The sequence below is a fragment of the Agrobacterium sp. 22-210-1 genome, assembly GCF_053522525.1.
The window spans coordinates 80,947-103,233 of the sequence record NZ_JBNWCI010000003.1 but is presented as its reverse complement, the minus strand read 5'-3'; the positions used below and the strand labels follow the sequence as shown (position 1 = coordinate 103,233).

Genomic DNA, 22,287 nt, shown 5'->3' with positions numbered 1-22,287 from the left:
AACCATATCTAGGTTGGCATCAGCAATCGTTCAAGGTGTATCATTCGACAACTCGCACATGGGTTGAGTAAGTAGCGAACAGCTAATTCGGCAAGAACACAAACATGCGATAGGTTTTGGTCTCGACAGTAAAATTCGTGCCTGTTGTCGGTTTGCAGTAATGTCGGTGGTCGATGAGATTGCAGACCCTCATGCTGAGGCAAAAGCGCATTTCAGTTTTCATCTCTCATCGATCGGATCGGAATTTCGCGAGAACGAGAGCCAATCGACGATCATCGTCGAAAGTCGAGCGAGGCTCCGCAAGCGGGAATTCGACGGGTGTGCCTCAGCGAGAGCCGCAACGAGATGCGGAAGACGGCCGCTGTCATCAGTCATTGTGATCAGTGCTGAGACGATTGTGCTATTCGGAGGTCGTTCAAAGCGGTCAGGCGAGAGTTCGCGCGGCCACCACGAAATGTCTGAAGTGGCTCGCGCGACGGCGTCTGACAAATGTTGTACTTGGCCCTTCCGTTCCAGAGCCAGGCGTAAAGCAGCCTGGAGCTCAGGCATGCGGCCCGGGAGCAGCGCTTTGCGTACGCTCGGCTCAACGCTATTGATATTGAACGGGACCAAGTCTTTCGAAATGGCGGAGCCGATCCTATTCACTTCACTCATGCTGGGCGAATTGAGCCTTTTTAATTGCTCCAAACGGCGCCGGACGGCGCCGACACGGCTATCAGGATTGGCAGCGCCGGCCTGCATTAAGACTTCTTCAAGTAGGTTGACTTGTAGGTGACCAACAGCTCTCAGGGATAGCGTCAGGCTCAAGTTGGGAAGGAGCGGATATGTTAACATAAGCCGCCAGTCCTCGAGATCATTGACTTGAATACCGTCGCGAGACAGTACGCTATTTCTTTGTTCAGTGATCCAGCGACGCCAAATGGAACTGTCCTTTGCGATGCCCAAATGTGACGCCGCAAGGAGGAGGAGGCGGGAGTGATTATTGGCTGCGAGCCCCGATGGCCCCTTGATCTGTTTGGCGAGAGCCGATTTCGACTGCTCGGTGAGAATTCGCTGAAAGTCTCGCGTATGTCTTTTGCGTTTCTCCGGATAAACCATGACCGACAATAAGGTCAGCCAGGCGGGGTTTCGTTCAAGCGGAAACGAGTTTTCGTCCTCGGAGGATTTGACAAACTCCTCGAAGCGGTTTGCGTTGCGATCGGCTATGCCCTCAAAGTCGCAATTTGCAAACTGGGCGCGTATTAAGTCTGGAGTGTCCCTAGAGGCATCTATAGCTTTCGGGTTGCTGGAACGGAAGCTATCGTTGTTGGCAAAAACGAGATCGAATGGACCGGCGATCGTTGTCGGTACGCCCTCGACTAGAGGTTGGAATGTGTCCCTTCCCAAATCGCTTGCCTCTGAAAGAACTGTCGATTCTAGACCCTCGAAAACTTGCCTTGAATGACGTGTACTGATGGCTGTGGCCCGCGCGTTGCCACCAAGCAGGAAGATTTCTTCCAGACCGAGAGTTTCACCCGTCGCGACCTTAATGCGAGCCCGGATTTTGGCGGGAAGATCGGCGACCGCGGGTCCCAGGTGAAGCGCCAGTCTCCTTAAAAGATCGTCGTTTTCAGGAAGGGATCGGGGATCGACGAGCGCTCGATAATAAAGTGCATCGAGTTCCGCTGCGGGATCGGATGCCGACAGGCGCTCATACCAAGCAGCTGCCGCCATCGCTACGCTTGTTGATTCCGTTTCGGCCAGAATTGCCGGCAACATTAATCGGCGAAGATCAGCGCGGTGGATCAGTTCGCGTGCACCGGACCCCTGTTCCACGAGCCAAACCTGACGCGCCAGTTGATCAAACAACTCTTCGGCCCGCGCTAACGACATCGGCGTTTCCAGCCCACAGGGTTCTGCCAAGACCTCGGCAATAGTGCGCGGCGTAATCCTTCGTAAAACTAGTCCTGGGCATGCCAATTGGCGGAGCGCAACATCTGGGAGCCGTTCAAGGATACGACGATACAGAAACCGCTGTCGATATTCGGCGCCAAAACCACTCGCGCCGGAACCAACCACTTCTGAGAGGGTTTCCCTGGCAAACGCCTGCACATCCTCATATGATCGATCGATGCAGTAGCGTGCAATTATCTCAAGAACCAAAGCGTTTGAGCCATGTGCTGCAACCAATGGATTGACCAGATCAAGATGCGGAATACCCTCTTCACGGAACAAGTCTCGCAGCCGGGCGCGACCAGCGCGAACGCCGAGATCGCCGAGCCTTAACGCGCTCTTGAGGGCGATACCTGTTCCTCTTATCGCATTCAGTGTTTCGGCTTCTCTGCCCGAGAATATAACCCGCAGTACCCCCTCGCCCAAGGTTTCGGAAAGAACCGACAACCAATCGCTGATTCGGCGAACGCGCTCGTCGCCAGCAACAAGAACCTCTTCGAACGTATCGAAGATGATCAACAGCTTCCAGTCGTGCCCAAAAGGCAATTGGGATAAACCTGAGAGGGCGCCAAGGATTGAACTGCCGCCCGCATCGTAGTGTTCGCGAGCATCCGACATCTCAGTGCGAACTTGTTGTCTGAGAGCTTCGATCTCCGGCGCCAGAGTTGGTTTAGCGACAGCTATTATGCGCAAGAGATCCAACGTCAAAGCGACGCGTTCGCCCGAACGGAGCGCCACTTGGTCAAGGTCAAATACGGCTACGGTGAGGGTCTGTACCTTACCCAACTGCTGACGTAGATGATCCATGAGCGCGGATTTGCCGACGCCTCCAATACCCGTGACGGCGAGTGCCGGCACTCGCGCATCGGCAGAAAAATCGGATAGATCGATTTCCTTCGGCGGCGTGGTTCGATTGCCCTCCAGTAAATCACCGGTTTCAGCGAAATAGCTTAGCGCTTTCAGCTCTTGTTTCCGACCCCTGAACCCAGGACCAATTAGCGTTCGAGTGGCGTCTTTCTGTTGACGAAATGTCGCTGCTCGCTGCAGGCTCGTCAGTACCTCCGGCCTCCTCACCCAATCTGGGAGAGAAACCCCTGCAGCGGTAAACAGTTGGATGGCTTGGAACAGACTGATAATATCGGCTGTACTCAACGATTTCGAGATCGATGTGCCCTTGCTGGCCAGCAAGCCTGCGAAGCGAGCGGGTGGTCGAGGTGAAAGGCATTCGACAAAAGCTTTGGCGAGCTGATCGTCATCTCGTCGGGGCAGTTCAGCGATTAATTTTTGGCGTTCCGGCCCCATCGGCGGCAAGTAAGCGAGCGCAGACCGCCGCGCGTCCGGTGTCAGTGACCATAAGTATGTCCCGCCAATGAAAACCTCCTCCGAGCAATCGGAAAGCGACGCCAAAATCGAGCTATCTGCATCAGACCCTAGAAGCTCCAAGGGATGGAAAGCGCCGAGCAGCGCAGCTTTCACCTGCACTCGACGGAGTTCGGCGCCATCTTCAACCGAGGCGGATGCAGTCATGGTGCCCTCCACTTTTCGGCCGTACGAATCCATATCGAAGACAGCAGGTTCGATAGGCGGCATAGCCGGGTTTCGTCGTCGCCGCCGTTTGAAGAATTGGCGGCAGAGGCTATCGCAAGATGCGCATGCCGCATAACTTCCGATCCGTGGACGTTGAGACCGCAATCTACCAACAGAGCGGATATGGCCTCAGCCACGTCCTCGTCCGCTATATCGTCGGGTCGACCGAGCGTTTCGATCCTATGCACCGATGGGTTCATCCAGGAAAGCCCTCGGAGCCCTATCAGAAGTACCCGGAGATTTTTAAGAAGCCGCGTGGCGTCATACAATTCATCGAGAAACAATCGCGCATTTGAGCGCACGATATCCTGCTGATCAAGCCCGTCGAAGACAAGCCAAAGGGTTCGTGGAGCTGCCGGGTTTGCCAGAAGATACTCGGAAAGGACGCGCGTAAAGGCAGGTATGAGTGTCGATTTCATCCAGGCAGTCGTCGTGCCGTGCGTAACATCCGGCTCGGGTAGGTCAACGGCACTATCCGTCACCCCGGCATGCTGCAAAATATCGCGAGCTAACTTGACCGGATCGGATGGGATGAGTTCAGGCGTCAACTGGACGACCACGTGACGATCCCCTGAGCCGATCAGAGCTCGTAAGAGGTCGATCGTGAAGCTTTTGCCACCGCGTTTCTCTCCGTGCAGAAAGAGGATCGACTTGTCGTCGCCACTCGCCATTGCGCGCAGGTGTTCCTGCGTCCGCTGGCGTCCGATTACAGCGCGCTGGTTCCCCTCCCGGTCGTAGAGAAGGAATGTCCGATCGTAGACGTCGTCTGCCTTTCCAAGCTCAGGGCATGTCTTATGAATGGCGTTAAAGTCGACTGCCAAATTGTGTAAAAAGACCTTCTCGGCTGTGGTCACCGCTGCCCGGTGGAGGCCGATGGGATTTAAATTGTGATCGAGACATAGACCTCCAGACGATCCCTCTGCGGTGGGCGCATAGTGGCGTATGAAACCCGACGTTTGATCTATCACGGTTGAGTCTGCCACCCCGACCTGGGTGGGCCACGCCGAGGGATGCTGCACGACGAATGTCATCTGGCGTAATGAATCAAGTTTTCCAGGCTTTGATAGATCATAGTATCCACGGACACGGCCGGGAGCTCCGGTGAGTCTGATTGCGCAAAAATCAAGCGCGTGTGGGCGACGCGCTGTCATGTCAGGGTAAGCTTTTCCCTCTATCCCGTTCACTGCCATCGGACTGAAATCGACCAACCATTGTTCTGCAGCGCGATAGGGTTTTCCGGCTCCCTCAGCTAACTTTTCGAAGCGGCAAATGATTTTTGCGGCGCTGTCTTGCTTTTGCTGCCCCGTCGCAGCGTCGATCAAGGAATGCATTACGTGCCAATTCGTCAGCACCGTCTGCGTGCCGATGAGAAACCCGGTTCCGTTCACCGGCGGATCGGAGGCCACCTCAACAAGGCAGACCCGGCGGACAGCAGTGCTTAACCCTTCAAGCAGTCGCGCCGCTTGGATCAACTGCATCATCTCGGCCGTCATCCCCTGAGGATGGATTGCCACGCCCGACGCGTCCTGGGGATGGATCACTTTACCGGTTCTGAGGGCTTGCTCGAGATCGATATGCCCCTGTTCGGAGAGCGTGGCTAAAAACGGGGCAAGGAAACCTGCATTTGCGGCGGCTTGAAGCGCTAAGCTGTAAGCGTCCGCACCTACTTGCCCCAAGGCAATGGTCTTGAAATCCGGTGCGCGCCTTTCCTGGCCTCTTCCCGCGAGCCGGTCATAAGCCGATGCCACAGCAACACGGCCGGCTAGAATTTGCCGGGCAATGAGCCCGGCCTCTTCTTCAGTCAGGGTTTGGACCGGTGAACTGCCCGCATCTGTGGGGACGAGCATCGTTACCCTTCCTGCAGGAGTTCAATTAATTCCGGCGCTAGGCCGCATACCTTGGCAAGATCGTGGGCGAAGTTCGCACGCATCCAATCGCCTGCGAAATGAAGCCCGACAGCCGGCAGGCCGTCCGTGAGACTGATTGCGGCCGAACCAGAATTTCCCCCCAGTGTGGTGGCGTCATGAGGAAAGACCCATTGGTTCCCACCCACCATCGCCTCTCCGGGGCTAAAGCATTTCTGGTGGTAGCGAAGGCCGAAGATTTCGCGTAGCCGGTCTAGGACATCCCGCCTCGCCTCGCCTTTCTCATCACGCGGCAGGCCTTGTGGCGGCGCCGGATAACCAACGACGGAGACCGTATTTCCAACGTTTCGCCATTGTGCGTTCTGTGAAACATCGAGCCCTTGAGGACGGGAATTACCGGCCGCATTCACCGGCTCGATTTCCAGCACTGCGAGATCGAGGTTATCCAGACTGATCGGCGTATTTAAAATCGGATTTGCGCCGGCGTACGACACGCCATTCACGCGGAAGCGCTGTCCGGGATCAAAGCCGCTGGGCGAAAAGTCTATTGTCGCGTCTTTGATCAAGACCCATTTCCGAGGTGATGTTTTGCTTGGCACCGGCGCAGCAATGAGTTCGAGGACATGTCTATTTGTCAGAACGCGGCCGCTTCTAACAACAAAGCCCGTGCCAAGATGATTACCCTCCGCATCGATGCGACCGATAGCGGGAAGAATCCGAGCCTCCATGTCCGGTAGCGCAAGAGAAGCAAGGCCTTCGAATTTGCCCAGGGCTGGATCGAACGCGTTATAGGTTTGAACGACGCGGTTGTCTGGTGTGGTTCTGTTAATGACAGGAAGCGCGGGCCTTTCAGTAAGTGCCACGAGTGCCTCAAGCATAACGAGGCGATCGTCTCCGATCCGGGCGTTCGCCCCGTGCGCCTTCAGCTCGGCCATGCCATCATCCAGCGCGTCGATAAGGTTTTGCGCGCCGGCGACATGTTGTGCCCGACCCTTAGCGGCCGAAAGTACCCGTTTACGTCCCTCGCCGTCGAGAGCCGCTTGCGCTTGCTCGACCGTCAGCCCAGCCGCGCTCTCCGCATTTGTGCCGCGGACCGCAGCCACGCCTAGCCGTGTGACAAGCTTGCTCACGCGCTCGTCCTGTGCCGGCGGAATGAAAACCGATGGTGCTGCGACGGCCGTTCGAAGAGCAAGCTTGGCCAGCCTTGGGTCGGTCGCCCGATCACAAGCGATAGCGAGGTCTGCCGAAGGTTGGCGCCATGCTCGTGCCTCAATACCAGCGCCCTCCGCGCTGCGTCCCGCGCGGGCATCTGCCAAAAGGATCGCTGACAGTTCGGCGCTATGCGCCGCCCAGTCGAATTGCGGATCGGGTTTACCAGGCCCGAAAACCGACGTAAGCGCAGATTCCAGGCCGGTATTCCCATCGGACACAGACGGTGCGCTCTCGGTGTTCATCAGGTTAATGGCGGAAAGCGGCAGTTTAAGCAGTGCACGCGCGTCGATGATGCCGGCACCAAGATTGTCAGGGTAACCTGCTGGACGTCGAGCAGTTTGCCGCGCGGCGGCGCGGAAAAGCTCTTGCACGACGGTGCTTCTACGCCGCGCTTCCGCGATCACTTTTGCGCGGCCATGGCGGTCGAGCCAGAGAGCCGCGATGCCTGCGGTCAGCGCTGTGGCAAACGACGTTCCCTGTCCGCCAGACACCACATTCGTGGGAGCGTCCGGCGTTCGCCGTTCGGCTCGCCATACAAATTCTGCCGGTGCAGCGAATGCTACTGCTGCTCCTTCCGACGACCCGCGCCAAGGGCGATCGAGTACGTTTGTCCCGCCGACGGCGATGACCTCACTGTAGGCAGCGGGCCAAACAACCAGTCCTACGCAGTTTCCTGCTGCTGCGAGCACGATGGTATCACGGGCGACGGCGTCACGGACAGCGCTGTGGATCGCCCGGCTGCTTAGGCCGCCCAAGCTCATGGTAATAATGTGTGCGCCAACACTGATGGCGTGATCGATCGCCTTTGCGACGGGTGCACCGTTTAAAATCTTTACATCGTCAGTGCAACGGATCGGTACCAATGTGGCTTTTGGGGCCGCGCCGGACATTAGGCCGCCCTCACCCGAAGCCACGACACTGATCGTCCCCGATCCATGTCCGGGATTGGCCATGCCGGGTTTCAAGGGATCGGTCGGGTTGCTTCCGCCTTCGAGAATGTTGGCAGTGCGCTTACGGTCGATTTTTATATCCGCGAGCTCGGTGTGTTTTGTAATGCCTGTATCGGGCTGGGCAATAACGATGCCAGCACCTTTACCAGGCGCGAGCGCCCAAGCGTCAAGGACGCGTGTATTCTTCAAAGCCCAAAGGTGATCGGAAGGAGCCTCGCCGGGTGCCCAGCAATAGAGATCAGTAACTGCCGATTCTGCGACTTTATCCAGCTCGGGCTCCGGGTCTGAGAACACGCGTTCCCCACTGTCCGGTTCGCAGGAAATCAGTGAAAGCGCGGTACGCAGCTCGGCAGCAATAGCAAAAAGCGCGTCCGCCGGTAATGTCCGTTCCAGCTTGTCCGGAGAATAGACAAAGAAGCGCATACCGCCGGTGTTAGTGGATTTGAAAAGCGCCTCGATCGAAAAAGCATGTTCGCCCAACACTTCGGTCAAAGACGTCTTCACGTCCACAACAGTCATGGCGGTCGGCGTCTCAAGCACAAATCGTAGGCGCTCGGCGGCGTAAAGCGATGCATCGACATCTTCCGCGTTCGCCGTCTGTCCCAAAAGCTGCCGTAGCAGCGAGATTCCCTGATACATAGTCAGTCCCCCCCCTTCAAAGGTCACGCATTCCCAAAGCCGAGCCGCCCCTGGCACACCTTTAGTCACTTCCGGCGTCCGGACATCGGCCTAACCCGAATAACCGGACGTAGAAATCGCGTCCCCCTCGACACTCAAATGGAGTGGACAGGTACTGGTCATGGTTCCCGAGACTTGAAGTGGCCTGCTCAACTCCCTTCGAACGAAGGGGTTTTCAAGCAATATGCTTCAACTCACGCGGAAGTGCAAACATCAAAATTGCCAGCATCGCGTGTTTTATCGGTACCGGATATCGCCCGTCGCATCTATGGGCCAAGCGCGCACGGAGAGGTGCTGGCCGTCCCATTTCAACAAGAAGACATCTGTCCTTGCCTTTCCTTCACCGTCTTCGCCTCCAACAAGAAGTAGACCGCCCGAGACGGCAATTGCGGCACCGTAGGCTAGGCCGATCGGTAACTTTCCTACCTGCGTCCATGTCCGATCGCTCAAGACGTAGACCTCGTTGCGCCAACTCTTTGTCAGTCCATGATGGGCGTACCAGTTACCCATCGCTGCATTGGCCCGCGAACCCTTGAAATTAGCCCCGCCAGCGAGAAGAACGTCGTCACCGACAAGACCGGCGTAGGCCCCGGCGAGCCCTTCCTGCTGTTCGGAGCCCGATATGGCCGGAAGGTCGGGAAGTTTGTGCCAGGATGCTATTTGGCCTTTAACTTCCACCGCCTTGACCTCCGGCGTTCTCAGGCCGGGCTTGATTTCGCCGCTAGCGATGATGAATCGATCATCCCTTTGGACGATGAGGGCCGCATCGCAGTTAGGGAGATAGGGATTTTTGCCGAGCGTCCCCCAAGTGTTCTGAGTGGGATCGTAGGTCAGGAACTCGTCGTTCCAACGATATTCCAGTGGTCTCATGTTCATGTAGCCGTTTACCAACTCGTTGAAGCGCGCCGGCTCTCTCTCTTTGTCGACATCGCTTAGATCGGCCAGATACCTATCAAACAGTTCCTTGTTGAAACCTCCTATAAGCCCAATTCGTCCGTCGCTAAGCGCAACCGCCTTTGCACCCAAAAGGCCAGCGGGCGTCGTCGTATCGAGTTTTGTCCAGGCATCCCTCTCCGTATCGTAGGCATAGACGGCGTCGAATATGATTGGCGACTTGGCAGCCTCGTCTTTTTTCCCGTTGCCGCTGAAGATCAGTATGTGCGTACCGGATGCAGCCGCAGCAGCCCCATAAGTAACTGGTCCAATAAACGGAGCGCACCGTGCCCAGCCGTTTACTGGATTGGTCAAGTCGAGTGCATAGAGACCCGTTCCCGCGGTACCAAGCCCGACATAGGCGGTATTACCGACATGCACTCCAATCCCGCTTTTGAGGGCGACCGGAAGGTTTGGCCAAGTCTCAGACACCGTTGCGACCCCCGTCGTTACCTGTACGGCCCCTGTGATGACCGCTGATTGACGCCTGATTGTTAGACGAGACTTTCAAAGGCAATACTCCATTTGTAGATGCTGCAGAGCGCAATTCCGACCGAATGTGTCGCTAGGATTTGCTGGCAATGTCCGCTACGCCTATGACACCCGCATCTGCGCCGAGTTCGGCTGGGACAATGACGGGACTGAAAACCTCGGGATACCGCTCGAGTGACGCGCGCAGGAGGTCCAAAAACCCCTCTGCCAGACCAACTCCGCCACCGATCACTATGCAGTCCGGATCGACAAGGGCCTGCAGTCCAACGATAGCCTGCGCGAGAGGCGTTATAGCGTCAGCCAAGACATCCGATGCCCATTTTTCACCTGCGCGCGCTGCAGCAAAGACAGAGCGTGCATCGCTCTCGTAACCTTTCTGTAGCGCCCCCTGTCCTATCCCGAAACCGGATGCAAGGGTCTCCAAGCGCGTTAATCCGGTCTTTCCATTCGAGGGCACCTGGCCCAGACTTCCTGCAACGCCATTCGCGCCGTGCAAAAGCCGCCCATTGAGGACGATGCCGCCTCCGATGCCGCTTGAAACGGTGAGAAATACCAAATCCTTGCCCTGTCCCGCCCCAAAGCGATACTCACCCCATGCGGCTGCTTGGGCATCATTGACAACATGAACATGGGAATTGAGCCGACGTTCCAATACCTTCGCCAGCGCAAATTTAGCGGGTATTGCGAGTGTACATGGATTGAGCGCAGACCAAACATCACCTTCGATGCGCCCGGTAACCGCCGCTGCCACGCGAGCATATCGACCACTCCATCCCGTCGTAAGGTCGACGATCCTGTCAATCCAGTCTTCTCCACCGACGTCGGACGGGGTCTGGATGACGCGACGCTCGATAACTGTACTTCCTTGAACCAAGGCGGCGAGAGTTTTTGTGCCGCCGATGTCGAAGGCGAGCATTGGCTCAAAAATTCCCGCAGCCCGTTCTACAGCAACGCGAAACCATTCTGTCACGTGTTCCGGCCGGGTGATCGCTGACCCGACCACGACCGCGTGCGCGCCTGCGCGGATCGCATCGCCTGCCATCTCAGGACTATTGTAGCGGCCTTCAGCGAAGACTGGAGCGTTCAGGTGTTTACATATTCGAACCAGTTCCAAGTCAGGCATCTTTGGGGGCGCCACTTCGCCCGTGTAACCAGACATCGTGGTTCCAACGATGTGAAACCCGGCAGCGAGAGCGCTACGCGCCTCTGCTTCGGTCGATATGTCAGCCATTGCCAGCCGACCCCGTCGCTTGACCTCCGCGATCAACTCGGCAAGCGCGACCGGGCGGGGTCGGTCAGTCGCATCAATAGCGATAATGTCTGCGCCCGCCTCGCAGAGATCAATAACGTCAGAAAGAAGCGGCGTGATGCGCACGGGGCTATCGGTAAGGTCGCGCTTGACCAAGCCAACGATAGGGATGTGCGTCAACTTCGACACGCCTGCGACATTTGTTGCACCTTCAATGCGAAGTCCCGACGCGCCGGTCGCTTCGACAGCGCACGCATAAGCGACGATTGCCTCAAGATTATCGAATGGACCTCCAGGCACAGGCTGACAGGATACGATGAGCTTCCCTCGCAGGCGTTCTATAACTTCTCGGTGGTGTTTCATTTTGCACCTCGCATTGCATGCTTTGGGTCACAAGATGTTTGCAGCGGCATGAGCGGTGTCGACACAATCACTTCTGATCGAGTTTTCCATTCGCGTTGAAGGCGATATGGGCTACACCAAACATGACCACTTATTGGCAACATCGATATCCGATTGACAGATATCCTACAAGTGGATAAATGTGGAGCATCTGTCGTTTCGGAGTCTGAAGAAGGCAACCGGAGATGAATATGAAATCGATCAAACCTCTCAATCGCGCGCCGCTGCTGCATGTATCGGTGCAGGAGAGCCTGCGCACATACATCGCGGACAACTCTCTGGACGCTGGCGCACCTCTCCCGCCAGAAGGCGAACTCGCCAACCAGTTGGGGGTCAGCCGCAACTCGGTGCGGGAGGGAATTAAGGCTCTGGAGTCCGTTGGGGTGCTTGAATCGCGGCGTGGGATTGGCGTGTTCGTTAAAGCGTTTTCGTTTGAACCTCTGCTTGAAAACCTGGCCTACGGTCTCGGTGGCGCCCTCAAGCAAATCGAGGAAGTGATCACTATTCGCCGGACCCTCGAGGTCGGTCTTATCGGGCAAACGCTCGAACTGATCGGGAATGACGATATTCAGGAGCTGCGGGAAACCTGCGATAAGATGAAGGAACGTGCCGAACGCGGGGAGAGCTTTCCTGACGAAGATCGTCACTTTCATCAATTGCTGTTCCGCTGCCAGGGCAATGAGACGTTGCTGGGATTGCTCGAGGTGTTTTGGCTTGCCTTCTACAAGGCTTCTGACTTCGTCAATCTTGAGAATGTCGACCCTTTGCAAACGTGGCGCGATCACGCTGCGATCGTCGATGCAGTTGAGGCCCGCGATATCGCGGCCGTTCAGCAGAGGCTGGACAATCACTATGCCGGCATCAATCGGGTGATCGCTGACAACAAGACCTGAGAAAACAATAGGGAGGACTACATGAATCTGAAGACCACAATCTCGGCGCTCGCCTTATCGGCAACGCTGTTCAGCGGCCTTGCTGTCACGACCTTGCCAGCCTTGGCAGCAGGAGGCACAATTTCTGGCGGTTTCGACGTCGGCCCAGGTGGCTTCCAGGGTAATTTCAACCCCTTGGCGGCCACCGGCGGCTTCACCTGGCTTGTCACGTATTTCGAGCCATTGGTGATTTACGACGACAAGCTCCAAAGCATCACCGGCGCGCTCGCTGAATCCTTCGAAGTCAGCCCCGATCAGAAGACTTATTCATTCAAACTCGCAAACGCAAAATGGCATGACGGAAAGTCGTTCACGTCCAAGGACGTCAAATTCACCATCGAACTGGCAAAGAACGAAAAAGTTGGTTCGGTCCTCTCCGCTCGTCTCGGCGCGATCGAATCTGTCGAGACACCAGATGACCGCACCGTTCTGGTGAAACTCAAAACCGCGACGCCAAGCATGCTGGACACACTTACGAAGCTCATGATGCTTCCCGAGCATGCGTTGGCGACAATACCGGCCGAGCAGGTCGCAAAGAATGCTTGGTGGTCGACTTCGCCGATCGGGACGGGTCCGTTCAAGTTCACCAAATACGTTGCTGACCAATATGTCGAGCTGACCGCCAATCCGGACTACCGTGGCGGTAAACCCGCCGTCGATAAGCTGATTAACCGGTACTTCGCCAACCCTGCTGCGGCGATCGCGGCCCTTCGCTCGGGTGAAATCCAGTTCACCTATGTCGATTCAAACGACGTCACAACATTTAGCGGCGACAAAGCGTTCAAGGTGATTGAGGGCGACTCGTTTGTTGTCAATTACGTCGGCTTCAATCAGGAAGTGCCTCTCTGGAAGGATGTCAAAGTCCGGCAAGCCTTCATGTATGCGATCAACCGCGACGCCATCATCCAGAGCCTCTACGGCGGCGCTGCGAAGCCCGCGAATTGCGTCTACGTCGCCGATCATTTGGTACCGCAAGGTATAGACACGTATGGATACGATCCGGAGAAGGCGAAGAAGCTTTTGGCTGAGGCTGGCTGGGATAAGATCAACGGCGACAAGCCGATCACGATCTTGACCTACTACACCTCACCACTCGCGACAAATGTGCTCGCGGCCATGCAGGCGATGCTCGCCCAGGTCGGAATCAACATCGTGCCGCGTGCTGTTGATACGCCGACTTACAACTCGATCGTCTATGCACAGTCTAAGAACGCGGGCGATTTCCCCCTTATCTACGCCGGTCTCCAAAATGGGCCGGACGCCTCGAACATAAATATCGGGCTGAACGAAAAGCAGATTCCGCCAGCCGGTTCGAACCTCATGCATATCCGCATGCCGGAGGTTACAAACGCACTCGATGCCGCGTTGGCTGAGACTGACGCAAGCAAGAGTGACAGCCGTTACCGGGATGTCTGCAAGGCGACAAACGCTAACCTTCCATGGGGCACCATGTGGGTCGCTAATCGCTACGGTGTGGCTTCGGCAAACTTGAAGGACTTCGTCTGGATCCCTGCGCCAGCCGGCGGACCCTACCAAGCCCATCCTGAAAAGTGGTCGATAGCCAAATAGGCCCTGGTTCCTCCTCTGGGGCGGCCTAACGGCTGCCCCGAAAATCTCAGACGTGTTTGGAACTCCCTGGAAAGGGTGCGTATCTCCTATGCTTCGCTATTGTCTCCATCGTATAATGATTGGGCTCGGCATGTTGCTGGCACTGACGGTGCTGATCTTCGTGCTCTTACAGCTTACGCCGGGCGACCCTATCGACGCGTATATCGATCCCAATGTTGCCATGTCACGAGAAGCCATGGACGCGTTACGCGCACGGCTGGGGCTCGACCGCCCACTGCCGGTTCAATATCTGGCGTGGCTGTCTCAGGCTTTGCAGGGAAATCTCGGCCACTCGCTACAGCGTTTCAACGAGACGGTAGCTGGTCTAATCGCATCACGCATAGGCCCAACTCTCCTGTTGATGGGGACAGGGCTTCTTATTGCGATTATCGTGGGTATCACGACCGGCATCGTGAGCGCTGTGCGCCGCAATTCGTTGCCCGACTACTCGTTTTCTGTGCTCGCACTTCTGGGAATCTCCAGTCCCGCATTTTTGACAGCTTTGCTCGGGCTTTACCTTTTTTCGGTGCGACTGAAATGGCTGCCATCGGGTGGCATGCTGACGCCCGCGACGGAGTTTTCGCTTCGTGACCTTTTGCATCACCTCATTCTGCCAGCGTTTGTGCTCTCGATTGGCCACGCGGCGCTGATCATGCGGTACATGCGCGCCTCTATGCTCGAAGTTTTGAACCAGGATTATGTTCGAACTGCGCGTGCCAAAGGGGTCAAGGACTTTTGGGTCGTTACCAAACATGCGCTCCGAAACGCGCTATTACCCGTCGTCACTTTAATCGGCTCGACCATCGGTCTTGCTGTGGGCGGCGCCATTTTCACCGAAAGCGTCTTCAATTGGCCGGGCATGGGATTGTTGCTCATAAGTGCCGTCGAGACTCGCGACTATCCTATCATCATGGGCGCGACGCTGGTTATCGGCGCCTGCGTCATAGTCGTCAACATTCTGACTGACCTTGCCTATGCCGTCATCGACCCGCGCATCAAGGTAGCCTGACATGAGCCTGTTCACCTTATCCTCCTCCGGCCCGCTGGCCCGTGCCGCCAACCGCTTCACTCATAACAATGCTGCGCTGTTTGGGGTGGTGCTTATCCTTCCATTGCTCACGGCAGTTTTGACTTATCCTCTCTGGCTCCCCTATCGGCCGAACGACATTGATCTGTTGGCCATGAATGCCGGACCAACCTGGAAACACTGGTTTGGAACGGACGGGGTCGGACGCGACGTTTTGGCCCGGACGCTTGAAGGGGGTCGTATTTCACTGCTGGTCGCCCTCTCTTCAGTCATTCTATCCACTGCCATCGGGTTTCTCGTCGGCGCCATTTCTGCATTTGGCGGACGCGTCTCAGACGCAGTTGCAATGCGCTCTGTGGATCTGGCGATGACGCTGCCGCCGGTCATTTTCCTGCTCGTGCTGGCCTCAATCGTGGGGTCTGGGATTTGGTCGACCGTCTTTGTCATAGCATTGCTCTCATGGCCAGTTCTTTCACGCATGATACGAGCTAGGTTGCTGGAGTTGCGCGAACGTGAATTTGTTATGGCTGCGCGCGGGATGGGCGCCGGCGTGGGGCATCTGCTGTTCCGGCACGGCTTGCCTAATTCGATCGATATCCTCGTCGTTTACGCGACACTTCAAGTTGCCAACGCAATCCTTCTTGAGGCCGGACTGTCCTTTCTCGGTCTTGGAATACCGCCGCCAGCCGCGAGCTGGGGCAACATGCTGAACGCCGCCCGATCGACTGCGGTGCTCGAGCAATATCCTTGGCAATGGCTATTCCCAGGAGGCGCCCTCGTGCTCGGTGTCCTCGCCATCAACTTTATCGGCGACGGTTTGAGGGATGCCTTCGATCCTCGCTCCGAACTTTAACTAACCCTGAAAGAGTAAAAACATGTCCAAATTCTTCGGTGTCGTTCCTCCGGTCGTTATCCCTCTAAATGCAGACTTCTCGGTCGACTATGACTCCTATACTCGCGTTCTCGACCACCTCATCAGCAACGGTTGCCATGGCCTGTTCGCGCTTGGATCGACAAGCGAGGTCGTATTTTACGACGACGCTGAACGTCGCAAAATTCTCGAACATACTGTGAAAGTGGCCGATGGCCGCGTCCCAGTTATCGCTGGAGTGATCGATCCGACGACCGATCGCGTCATACGTCACGCTCGCACTGCCAAAGAGGCAGGGGCCGAAGCAGTGGTCGTCACGGCTCCCTTCTACACGCTTACCAGCCAAGCCGAGACAATCGATCATTTCCGAATGATCCGCGATGCCGTCGACATTCCTCTTATCGCTTACGATATACCGGTTTGCGTCCACACCAAACTTTCCCGTCAGACCGTCGTAACACTTGCCAATGAAGGCACGATCATTGGCGTGAAGGACTCGTCTGGCCAAGATGGCGACTTCCGCTATGCACTCAACGACCTTGCCGGAAATAAAGACGTGTTCCTGATGACGGGGTCGGAGATCGTCGTCGATAACGCCCTGAGCATGGGTGCGCATGGTGTCGTACCTGGCCTCGCGAACGTCGATCCAGCCGGTTACGTGAGGCTTTGGAACCACGCCAAGGCCGGCGATTGGGATGCAGCACGCAAGGAACAAGAGCGCCTTTGCAGACTGTTCGAGATTGTCTGGGTTGCGGCTGGGCGTGTCAGCGGTGGCGCGAGCGGCGTTGGCGGCTTCAAAACGGCGATGCGGAGCCTGGGTATTATCGCCACCAACGTGATGGCACGTCCACGCGCGCCCCTAAATGACGCAGAGACAAGCAAGGTCGAGGAGATCTTGCGTTCCGTCGGCCTTCTTAACTGAGGTTACAGATGAATCCCGAACCTATACTCGAGATCAAGGGCCTCAGAACCGTCTTTCGCGTTCGCGCCACGGAGATCGCCGCGGTCAATGACGTCGATCTTGTCATTCACCCTGGGGAAACTATCGCCTTGGTCGGCGAGTCGGGTTCGGGCAAGTCCGTGACAAGCCTATCGGTAATGCGTCTGCTTGCGCGCAAGGTCGGTTCGATCGACACCGGCAGAATGCTTTTCCGTGGCAAGGATGGACAGGTCAGGGATCTGGTCACCCTTTCCGAGGAAGAGATGCGCCGTGTCCGGGGCAATGACATTGGCATGGTTTTTCAGGAGCCTATGACGAGCCTCAACCCGGTCTATACAATTGGCGACCAAATCTCAGAGTCATTGCGGGTGCACCGTGGCACTGGGAGACGCGAGGCACTTGAGGGGGCGGTCGGCCTTCTGGAAAGGGTTGGCATTCCCGACGCCCGACGTCGCGCAGGTCAATATCCCCATGAATTATCTGGCGGCATGCGGCAACGCGCGACCATTGCGATGGCTCTTGCTTGCGATCCGACTTTGCTTATCGCCGATGAGCCGACAACAGCACTCGACGTCACGATTCAGGCGCAGATTCTCGTGCTCATGCAGGCTCTTCAACGCGAGCGAGGGATGGGGATTTTATTTGTAACTCATAATCTTGGCGTTGTTGCGGAGATCGCTCATGGGGTTGCAGTGATGTATGCGGGCCGCATCGTTGAAACAGGCCCGGTCGCAGACGTCTTCCGAAATCCGCGCCATCCTTATACGATTGGGCTGCTCAAATCGATGCCGCGCCTGGGGACAGCGACCGAGATGAAACGCAACGGCAAGCGGTTGCCTGCGATTCCTGGGATGGTTCCTAGCCTCGCCAATATGCCGACTGGCTGTGCTTTTGCCCCGCGCTGTCCGCTCGCTGTCGAAGCCTGCCGAGCGTCCGTGCCCGAGCTAGAAACCGTCAGCGAAACCCATCGTACTCGCTGCATCCGCTGGCAGGAGATTGCCGCATGACCCCTCGCCCTGTTCTATCCGTTCGTGGACTCGCCAAGCATTATCAAACTCGCAATGGGACTTTAAAAATCCTGGAGAATATCTCGTTCGACATTTCGAAGAGTGAGGTGGTCGGACTCGTCGGGGAATCCGGCAGCGGGAAAACCACTATAGGTCGATCGGTTCTCCGTTTGATCGAGCCGTCAGCAGGTGAGGTCTGCTTCGATGGCACTGATCTGACGCGGTTGTCACCTCGTGAGATGCGGCGGCAGCGTCCGCGCATGCAATACATTTTCCAGGATCCATATGCGTCACTTTCTCCTCGCATGACTATCGGGGAGATACTCACCGAGGGATTGAGCATTCAGAAGATCGGTACCAAAGCGGAACGGCTCTTGCGGGCAAGGAAAGCGTTGGAACAGGTCGAGCTACCTCAAGATGCTATGAACCGCTACGCCCATGAATTCTCGGGCGGCCAGCGCCAGCGGATCGGGATCGCAAGGGCGCTAACCCTTGCTCCCGACTTTATCGTCGCCGACGAACCTGTTTCTGCTCTCGACGTTTCTATCCAGGCACAGGTGGTTAATCTGTTGCGCGACTTACAGCAGGAGCTTGGGCTCACCATGCTGTTCATCTCCCATGACCTTGCCGTTGTGGAATACATCTGCGATCGCGTTATCGTGCTGTACCTCGGTCGGATTATGGAAATTGCTTCGACTGAAGCTCTCTATGCAACGCCCCAGCATCCTTATACGCAGGCGCTAATGTCTGCGATCCCATCGCCCGATCGCGGCGCAAAGTCCGAGCGTCAGCTTTTGAAGGGTGACATTCCTAGTCCAGCAAATCCACCGAGCGGTTGCGTCTTCCGAACCCGCTGTCCGAAGGCGATCGGTGCCTGCGCCGCGACTGTCCCGCTGCTGCGCGAGGTGACGGCAGGACATTTCAAGGCGTGTATCCGTGACGACCTACCGACGTTCGGATTGGCATAGCTCTTTGCGGTTTATTCCGCATCAACGCTGGCGGTGAACCGTGCGACCCGATCACAAAGGGAAGCATGTGCCTGCCACAAGAGCTTTTCTGCGGTTTATGGCTTCAGCAGCGACAACACAGTGGACGGCCAATCGTGAAAAGGTTTGCGGTTGAATCGAGCTATGCTTGCCTCGTTCGCTGATATCCGGCGCAGACGAAGCATCGAACCATCCTAAACATGAAGTGTTCGGTCGTGGGTTTCGGGCGGACGAGTGCGCAGTAAGAGGCCTCGCCGATCAAGTAGCGAGGCTTGATCGGTAAACCGGGGCGATTACCATCTGTTGACAGCGGTTTTGGTCAGACGAGGTGGGCCGACTTACGTCTCGACCGCCACTTCACGTCGTTCGCGCGATGCTTTGAACGCGGCCTCAATACACGCCACCACATGCATGCCGTCCTCACCAGTCACAGGAGGCGGGCTACCGGTAGAAACCGCATGCAGAAAGGCCTTCCATTGGCGTATCAGGCCACGCTCAGGAACGTCCGGCTCGATAGACCCATCAATGTGATGCCACTTGAGATCCCGGCCGAGCGTAACACCTTTGAAGAAGTCGACGGTTAGGACGCCGTTGTCGAACACCAACTCATCGCCTGAGATGAATGCGCCGTTGGTATAGCCGATGCTCGCTACCTGGCCCGCAGCGCTATCACCGAAGCGAACGAGCAGGAGGGCTGCATCATCGGCCTTCTGCTGGTGAAACGTCGTGGATGTGATGGCGCTGATATGGGTCGCGCGACGACCTGCAAGGGCGAGTAACCGATCAAGAGCGTGGATGCCCGCGGTAAACAACATCCCGCCGCCAGTTGCGGGATCCAGGTGCCAGTCACGCCGGTTCTCCTCCATCCACAGCTTGATCATGCGGCTGGAACCGTAACGCATGGCGCCCAATTCGCCAGAATCGATGATCTTTTTTGCCGCCACAAAGGGTAGCGAGAAACGCATTGTGTGACCCGGCATAATCGTGACGCCCGCTTTCCGGGTAGCTGCCAAGATTTCACGGCATTCTGCTACAGTCGGCGCAATAGGCTTTTCGATCATTATATGCTTGCCGGCTTCCGCGCAGGCAATAGCAACGTGAGTGTGTAGATGATGCGGCAGTGCGACTACGACTGCTTCAACATTCGGATCCGAAAGCAGATCGCGGTAGTCCAAATATGGCTTCCCACCGTACTGATCGATAAAGCCTTTGAGGCCTTCGGCATCGTTACGGCAAGCAGCAACGAGCTCGACATTGGGGACAGAGCGCAAAGCGTCGGCGTGCGCCGCGCCGAAGTGGCCAGCGCCGATAATGCCAACCTTAAGCATGTTGAATTCCCTTCTGTGCGTAGCAGTTATCAATGATTTCCATAGCGCGTTGGCAGTCCGCGAGTGATACGGCGGGCGGGCGGCCATCTGAAAAGCGCAGTAGCGTGTCCGCCATCACATCATCATAGCGGCGGGCCGGAGGTGTTGCGGGAAGAGCGCAATTGCCTCCATCATCCAATGTCGACAGTCCAAGGTGGTCGCCGCAGTCACTTAGCGTCGCGTTTTTAGACGAGACGCGCCATTCGAAGATGCCACGCGTCATCGACGCGAAGGTATAACCGGCCTCCACAAGTCCGATCATCCCATCTTCGGCGCGCAGAACCACGGCAGCATAATCTTCAACCTCTGTTCCGTGCAGGGGGCGTCCCATCGTAGCGCTGACAATTTCAACGGTTTGATTTCCTGCAAGGGCGAGAAAGCCGTTTATCCCATGAATGCCGAGGTTTCGTAACGCCCCTCCTCCACCAATTTTGTGGTCTAGCACCCATGACACACCGTCGTTGACGTAACGCTGCGGTGGTCCGTTGATCAGGCGAAAATGCGAGTGTGAGATTGGCCCGAGCCGCCCTTCCTTCTCAAGGTCGCGTAGGGCCGCCATCATTCCTAATCCATGTGGCAACGCCAAAGCGACAAATGTACCATTTCGCTGAGTGGCTGCGATCAATGGCTCAGCCGCGGCGGCGGAGACGCCTATCGGTTTCTCGATAAGAAGTGGCACACCTATCTGGATAACTGCCAGTCCACGTTCAGCAATTTCAGAGGGTCGCCCCATGACCACAGCAAAGTCGGCACCCGTAAGAGCACCTTCTAGACTTGTCGCGACCTGACAGCCAAATTTTTTCGCGAAAGCACGAGCCGCATCAAGGTCCGGATCCCATGCCGCCCCGACTACCGCGCCATTGGTGATGGCAGCTTCGGCATGCATCGTCGAATGCCAATGCGCGACACCTAGAAAAGATACGTTCATAAAGCCACCTGTAGGATGTAGGATAAGTGGATTACCAATATCCAATCGAGAGCTCCGTTGCAAGTTGTTTAATCGATACGCGTCACGGGCTGGGCGCACAGAGTACTCCCAAAGACTTCTCCGTCCGCAGAAAGCAAGACCTCCGATTTGTCCGGCTGCCGTGCTCACTGCAGACACCTCGATCGGGCACTTAGTTGGTACGTTTTCCGTCTTCCGGCCCGAGCCTCGCGAAGCCGCATACTACGACATGGAACGTGCCGCCCCGTCGAGCTCTGATCGGCATTGCGCGGAACAAGGTCGGCATCTGCTTGGTTCCTGCTCGACGCCGCACATAAGGAGAGCTGCCGCATGAAGACAATGGGCATCGCATACGCCGGGACCTTGGTTTCCTTTCTATTGATCGATGCCATCTGGCTCGGTTTGATCGCCAGAAGCTTCTATCAGCGTCAGCTTGGCGACATGATGCTTCCCTCCCCGAACCTCGTCGTCGCCGCGATTTTCTACTTGTTCTTCGCCGTCGCCATTGTCATGCTCGCGGTTCGTCCGGGTCTCGAAGCCGGCTCGATCTGGACCGCCATCGGGTACGCGGCGGTCCTCGGCCTTGCTGCCTATGGCACCTACGACATAACGAACTTGTCAACTCTCAAGAACTGGCCGATCACGATGACGATCGTCGACCTGATCTGGGGCACTTTCCTGACAAGCGTCGCCAGTGCGTGTGGGTATACCGCGGCTCGGTATTTCGGCTAGAGACATGATCTTCTTCACAGGTGACACCCATTTCAGCGACCCTCGCGTGCTCCGGATCGACCGACGGCCGTTCTCTGATATGGCCGAGCATGACGTAACGCTCATTAAAAACTGGAACGCCGTAGTCGGCAAAGATGACGACTTGTGGCACCTCGGCGACTTCATGTCAGTGAAAGGCGGCAACTGTGGTGAGCTACTGGCCAAGCTCAACGGCCGGAAGCATCTGATTGTCGGCAACAATGATCCCGAGACGACAACGAGTTCGGAAGGTTGGGCGAGTGTCCAGCACTACACGGAACTCCGCGAGCACGGCTATCATCTCATCCTGTGCCACTACGCTTTCCGAACTTGGAATCAGATGGGAAAGGGTTCGATAAACCTGCACGGCCACTCCCACGGACGGCTTAAGCCGACCACGCGGCAGTTCGACGTCGGCGTTGACCCACAAAGGCTCCGACCTGTTTCTCTCCCTGAGATCCTTGCAAGCCGCATAAGTGGGAAGGCGCGATCGTAAGCGTCCCGGCGGAACTATTAGGTGGCCTGGTCGGTTACCTCGCCTTATGAAAACGAG

General features: G+C 56.7%; 16 protein-coding genes. 9 read left to right on the top strand and 7 right to left on the bottom strand.

Annotation, left to right across the window (positions count from 1 at the left end; all coding sequences use genetic code 11):
* Positions 1-219: 219 nt before the first annotated feature.
* The 5 genes from ACQZ5F_RS18795 to ACQZ5F_RS18775 form a co-directional block, all read right to left on the bottom strand.
* On the bottom strand, positions 220-3,459 hold the full coding sequence (locus ACQZ5F_RS18795) for a hypothetical protein (protein WP_448730700.1): 3,240 nt from the start codon (positions 3,457-3,459) through the stop codon (positions 220-222).
* Entirely contained in the window at positions 3,456-5,366 is a 1,911-nt protein-coding gene (locus ACQZ5F_RS18790; protein WP_448730699.1) for a serine protease, read from the bottom strand. Before ACQZ5F_RS18790 ends, ACQZ5F_RS18795 begins: the two co-directional genes overlap by 4 nt.
* Before the next feature lie 2 nt (positions 5,367-5,368).
* Positions 5,369-8,185 carry a S8 family serine peptidase gene (locus ACQZ5F_RS18785; RefSeq protein ID WP_448730698.1) on the bottom strand — a complete coding sequence of 939 codons (2,817 nt, stop codon included), beginning with the start codon at positions 8,183-8,185 and terminating at the stop codon, positions 5,369-5,371.
* A gap of 276 nt (positions 8,186-8,461) precedes the next feature.
* Positions 8,462-9,628 carry an N-acetylneuraminate epimerase gene (locus ACQZ5F_RS18780; RefSeq protein ID WP_458575412.1) on the bottom strand — a complete coding sequence of 389 codons (1,167 nt, stop codon included), beginning with the start codon at positions 9,626-9,628 and terminating at the stop codon, positions 8,462-8,464.
* Positions 9,629-9,722: 94 nt separating this feature from the next.
* Positions 9,723-11,261 carry a putative N-acetylmannosamine-6-phosphate 2-epimerase gene (locus tag ACQZ5F_RS18775; RefSeq protein ID WP_448730697.1) on the bottom strand — a complete coding sequence of 513 codons (1,539 nt, stop codon included), beginning with the start codon at positions 11,259-11,261 and terminating at the stop codon, positions 9,723-9,725.
* A gap of 224 nt (positions 11,262-11,485) precedes the next feature.
* On the opposite strand from ACQZ5F_RS18775, the gene ACQZ5F_RS18770 reads away from it, so the two are divergent.
* From ACQZ5F_RS18770 to ACQZ5F_RS18740, 7 genes are all read left to right on the top strand, one after another.
* Positions 11,486-12,193: a FadR/GntR family transcriptional regulator gene (locus ACQZ5F_RS18770; RefSeq protein WP_448730696.1), complete on the top strand. Its 708-nt coding sequence runs from the start codon at positions 11,486-11,488 to the stop codon at positions 12,191-12,193.
* 21 nt (positions 12,194-12,214) lie between these two features.
* Positions 12,215-13,801 (top strand): ABC transporter substrate-binding protein, encoded by a 1,587-nt coding sequence (locus tag ACQZ5F_RS18765; protein WP_448730695.1) that lies wholly within the window; start codon positions 12,215-12,217, stop codon positions 13,799-13,801.
* Positions 13,802-13,889: 88 nt separating this feature from the next.
* A complete protein-coding gene (locus ACQZ5F_RS18760) occupies positions 13,890-14,849 on the top strand; it encodes an ABC transporter permease (RefSeq protein WP_448730694.1) in 960 nt (319 codons plus the stop codon).
* A 1-nt stretch (position 14,850) separates the two neighbouring features.
* Positions 14,851-15,720, top strand: coding sequence for an ABC transporter permease (locus tag ACQZ5F_RS18755; protein ID WP_448730693.1), 870 nt, complete (start codon positions 14,851-14,853; stop codon positions 15,718-15,720).
* A gap of 22 nt (positions 15,721-15,742) precedes the next feature.
* The gene (locus ACQZ5F_RS18750; RefSeq protein WP_448730692.1) at positions 15,743-16,660 is read left to right on the top strand and encodes a dihydrodipicolinate synthase family protein; all 918 of its coding nucleotides are present in this window, start codon (positions 15,743-15,745) and stop codon (positions 16,658-16,660) included.
* Between the two features lie 8 nt (positions 16,661-16,668).
* Positions 16,669-17,685, top strand: a complete 1,017-nt coding sequence (locus tag ACQZ5F_RS18745; protein WP_448730691.1) for an ABC transporter ATP-binding protein — start codon at positions 16,669-16,671, stop codon at positions 17,683-17,685.
* The gene (locus ACQZ5F_RS18740; protein ID WP_448730690.1) at positions 17,682-18,653 is read left to right on the top strand and encodes an ABC transporter ATP-binding protein; all 972 of its coding nucleotides are present in this window, start codon (positions 17,682-17,684) and stop codon (positions 18,651-18,653) included. Before ACQZ5F_RS18745 ends, ACQZ5F_RS18740 begins: the two co-directional genes overlap by 4 nt.
* A gap of 356 nt (positions 18,654-19,009) precedes the next feature.
* Here the strand turns inward: ACQZ5F_RS18740 and ACQZ5F_RS18735 are convergent, their stop codons facing one another.
* A complete protein-coding gene (locus tag ACQZ5F_RS18735; RefSeq protein ID WP_448730689.1) occupies positions 19,010-19,999 on the bottom strand; it encodes a Gfo/Idh/MocA family protein in 990 nt (329 codons plus the stop codon).
* On the bottom strand, positions 19,992-20,966 hold the full coding sequence (locus tag ACQZ5F_RS18730) for a Gfo/Idh/MocA family protein (protein ID WP_448730965.1): 975 nt from the start codon (positions 20,964-20,966) through the stop codon (positions 19,992-19,994). Before ACQZ5F_RS18730 ends, ACQZ5F_RS18735 begins: the two co-directional genes overlap by 8 nt.
* A 348-nt stretch (positions 20,967-21,314) precedes the next feature.
* On the opposite strand from ACQZ5F_RS18730, the gene ACQZ5F_RS18725 reads away from it, so the two are divergent.
* Positions 21,315-21,716 (top strand): DUF2177 family protein, encoded by a 402-nt coding sequence (locus ACQZ5F_RS18725; RefSeq protein ID WP_448730688.1) that lies wholly within the window; start codon positions 21,315-21,317, stop codon positions 21,714-21,716.
* Between the two features lie 4 nt (positions 21,717-21,720).
* Positions 21,721-22,230, top strand: coding sequence for a hydrolase (locus tag ACQZ5F_RS18720; RefSeq protein ID WP_448730687.1), 510 nt, complete (start codon positions 21,721-21,723; stop codon positions 22,228-22,230).
* Positions 22,231-22,287 lie beyond the last annotated feature (57 nt).

What these genes read in the sequence shown, in the direction of transcription:
- ACQZ5F_RS18745 (WP_448730691.1), top strand. Translation starts at nt 16,669, where the DNA reads ATGAATCCCGAACCTATACTCGAGATCAAGGGCCTCAGAACCGTCTTT.
- ACQZ5F_RS18725 (WP_448730688.1), top strand. Translation starts at nt 21,315, where the DNA reads ATGAAGACAATGGGCATCGCATACGCCGGGACCTTGGTTTCCTTTCTA.
- ACQZ5F_RS18750 (WP_448730692.1), top strand. Translation starts at nt 15,743, where the DNA reads ATGTCCAAATTCTTCGGTGTCGTTCCTCCGGTCGTTATCCCTCTAAAT.
- ACQZ5F_RS18765 (WP_448730695.1), top strand. Translation starts at nt 12,215, where the DNA reads ATGAATCTGAAGACCACAATCTCGGCGCTCGCCTTATCGGCAACGCTG.
- ACQZ5F_RS18720 (WP_448730687.1), top strand. Translation starts at nt 21,721, where the DNA reads ATGATCTTCTTCACAGGTGACACCCATTTCAGCGACCCTCGCGTGCTC.
- ACQZ5F_RS18735 (WP_448730689.1), bottom strand. Translation starts at nt 19,999, where the DNA reads ATGCTTAAGGTTGGCATTATCGGCGCTGGCCACTTCGGCGCGGCGCAC.
- ACQZ5F_RS18785 (WP_448730698.1), bottom strand. Translation starts at nt 8,185, where the DNA reads ATGTATCAGGGAATCTCGCTGCTACGGCAGCTTTTGGGACAGACGGCG.
- ACQZ5F_RS18775 (WP_448730697.1), bottom strand. Translation starts at nt 11,261, where the DNA reads ATGAAACACCACCGAGAAGTTATAGAACGCCTGCGAGGGAAGCTCATC.
- ACQZ5F_RS18795 (WP_448730700.1), bottom strand. Translation starts at nt 3,459, where the DNA reads ATGACTGCATCCGCCTCGGTTGAAGATGGCGCCGAACTCCGTCGAGTG.
- ACQZ5F_RS18760 (WP_448730694.1), top strand. Translation starts at nt 13,890, where the DNA reads ATGCTTCGCTATTGTCTCCATCGTATAATGATTGGGCTCGGCATGTTG.
- ACQZ5F_RS18755 (WP_448730693.1), top strand. Translation starts at nt 14,851, where the DNA reads ATGAGCCTGTTCACCTTATCCTCCTCCGGCCCGCTGGCCCGTGCCGCC.
- ACQZ5F_RS18770 (WP_448730696.1), top strand. Translation starts at nt 11,486, where the DNA reads ATGAATATGAAATCGATCAAACCTCTCAATCGCGCGCCGCTGCTGCAT.
- ACQZ5F_RS18740 (WP_448730690.1), top strand. Translation starts at nt 17,682, where the DNA reads ATGACCCCTCGCCCTGTTCTATCCGTTCGTGGACTCGCCAAGCATTAT.
- ACQZ5F_RS18790 (WP_448730699.1), bottom strand. Translation starts at nt 5,366, where the DNA reads ATGCTCGTCCCCACAGATGCGGGCAGTTCACCGGTCCAAACCCTGACT.
- ACQZ5F_RS18730 (WP_448730965.1), bottom strand. Translation starts at nt 20,966, where the DNA reads ATGAACGTATCTTTTCTAGGTGTCGCGCATTGGCATTCGACGATGCAT.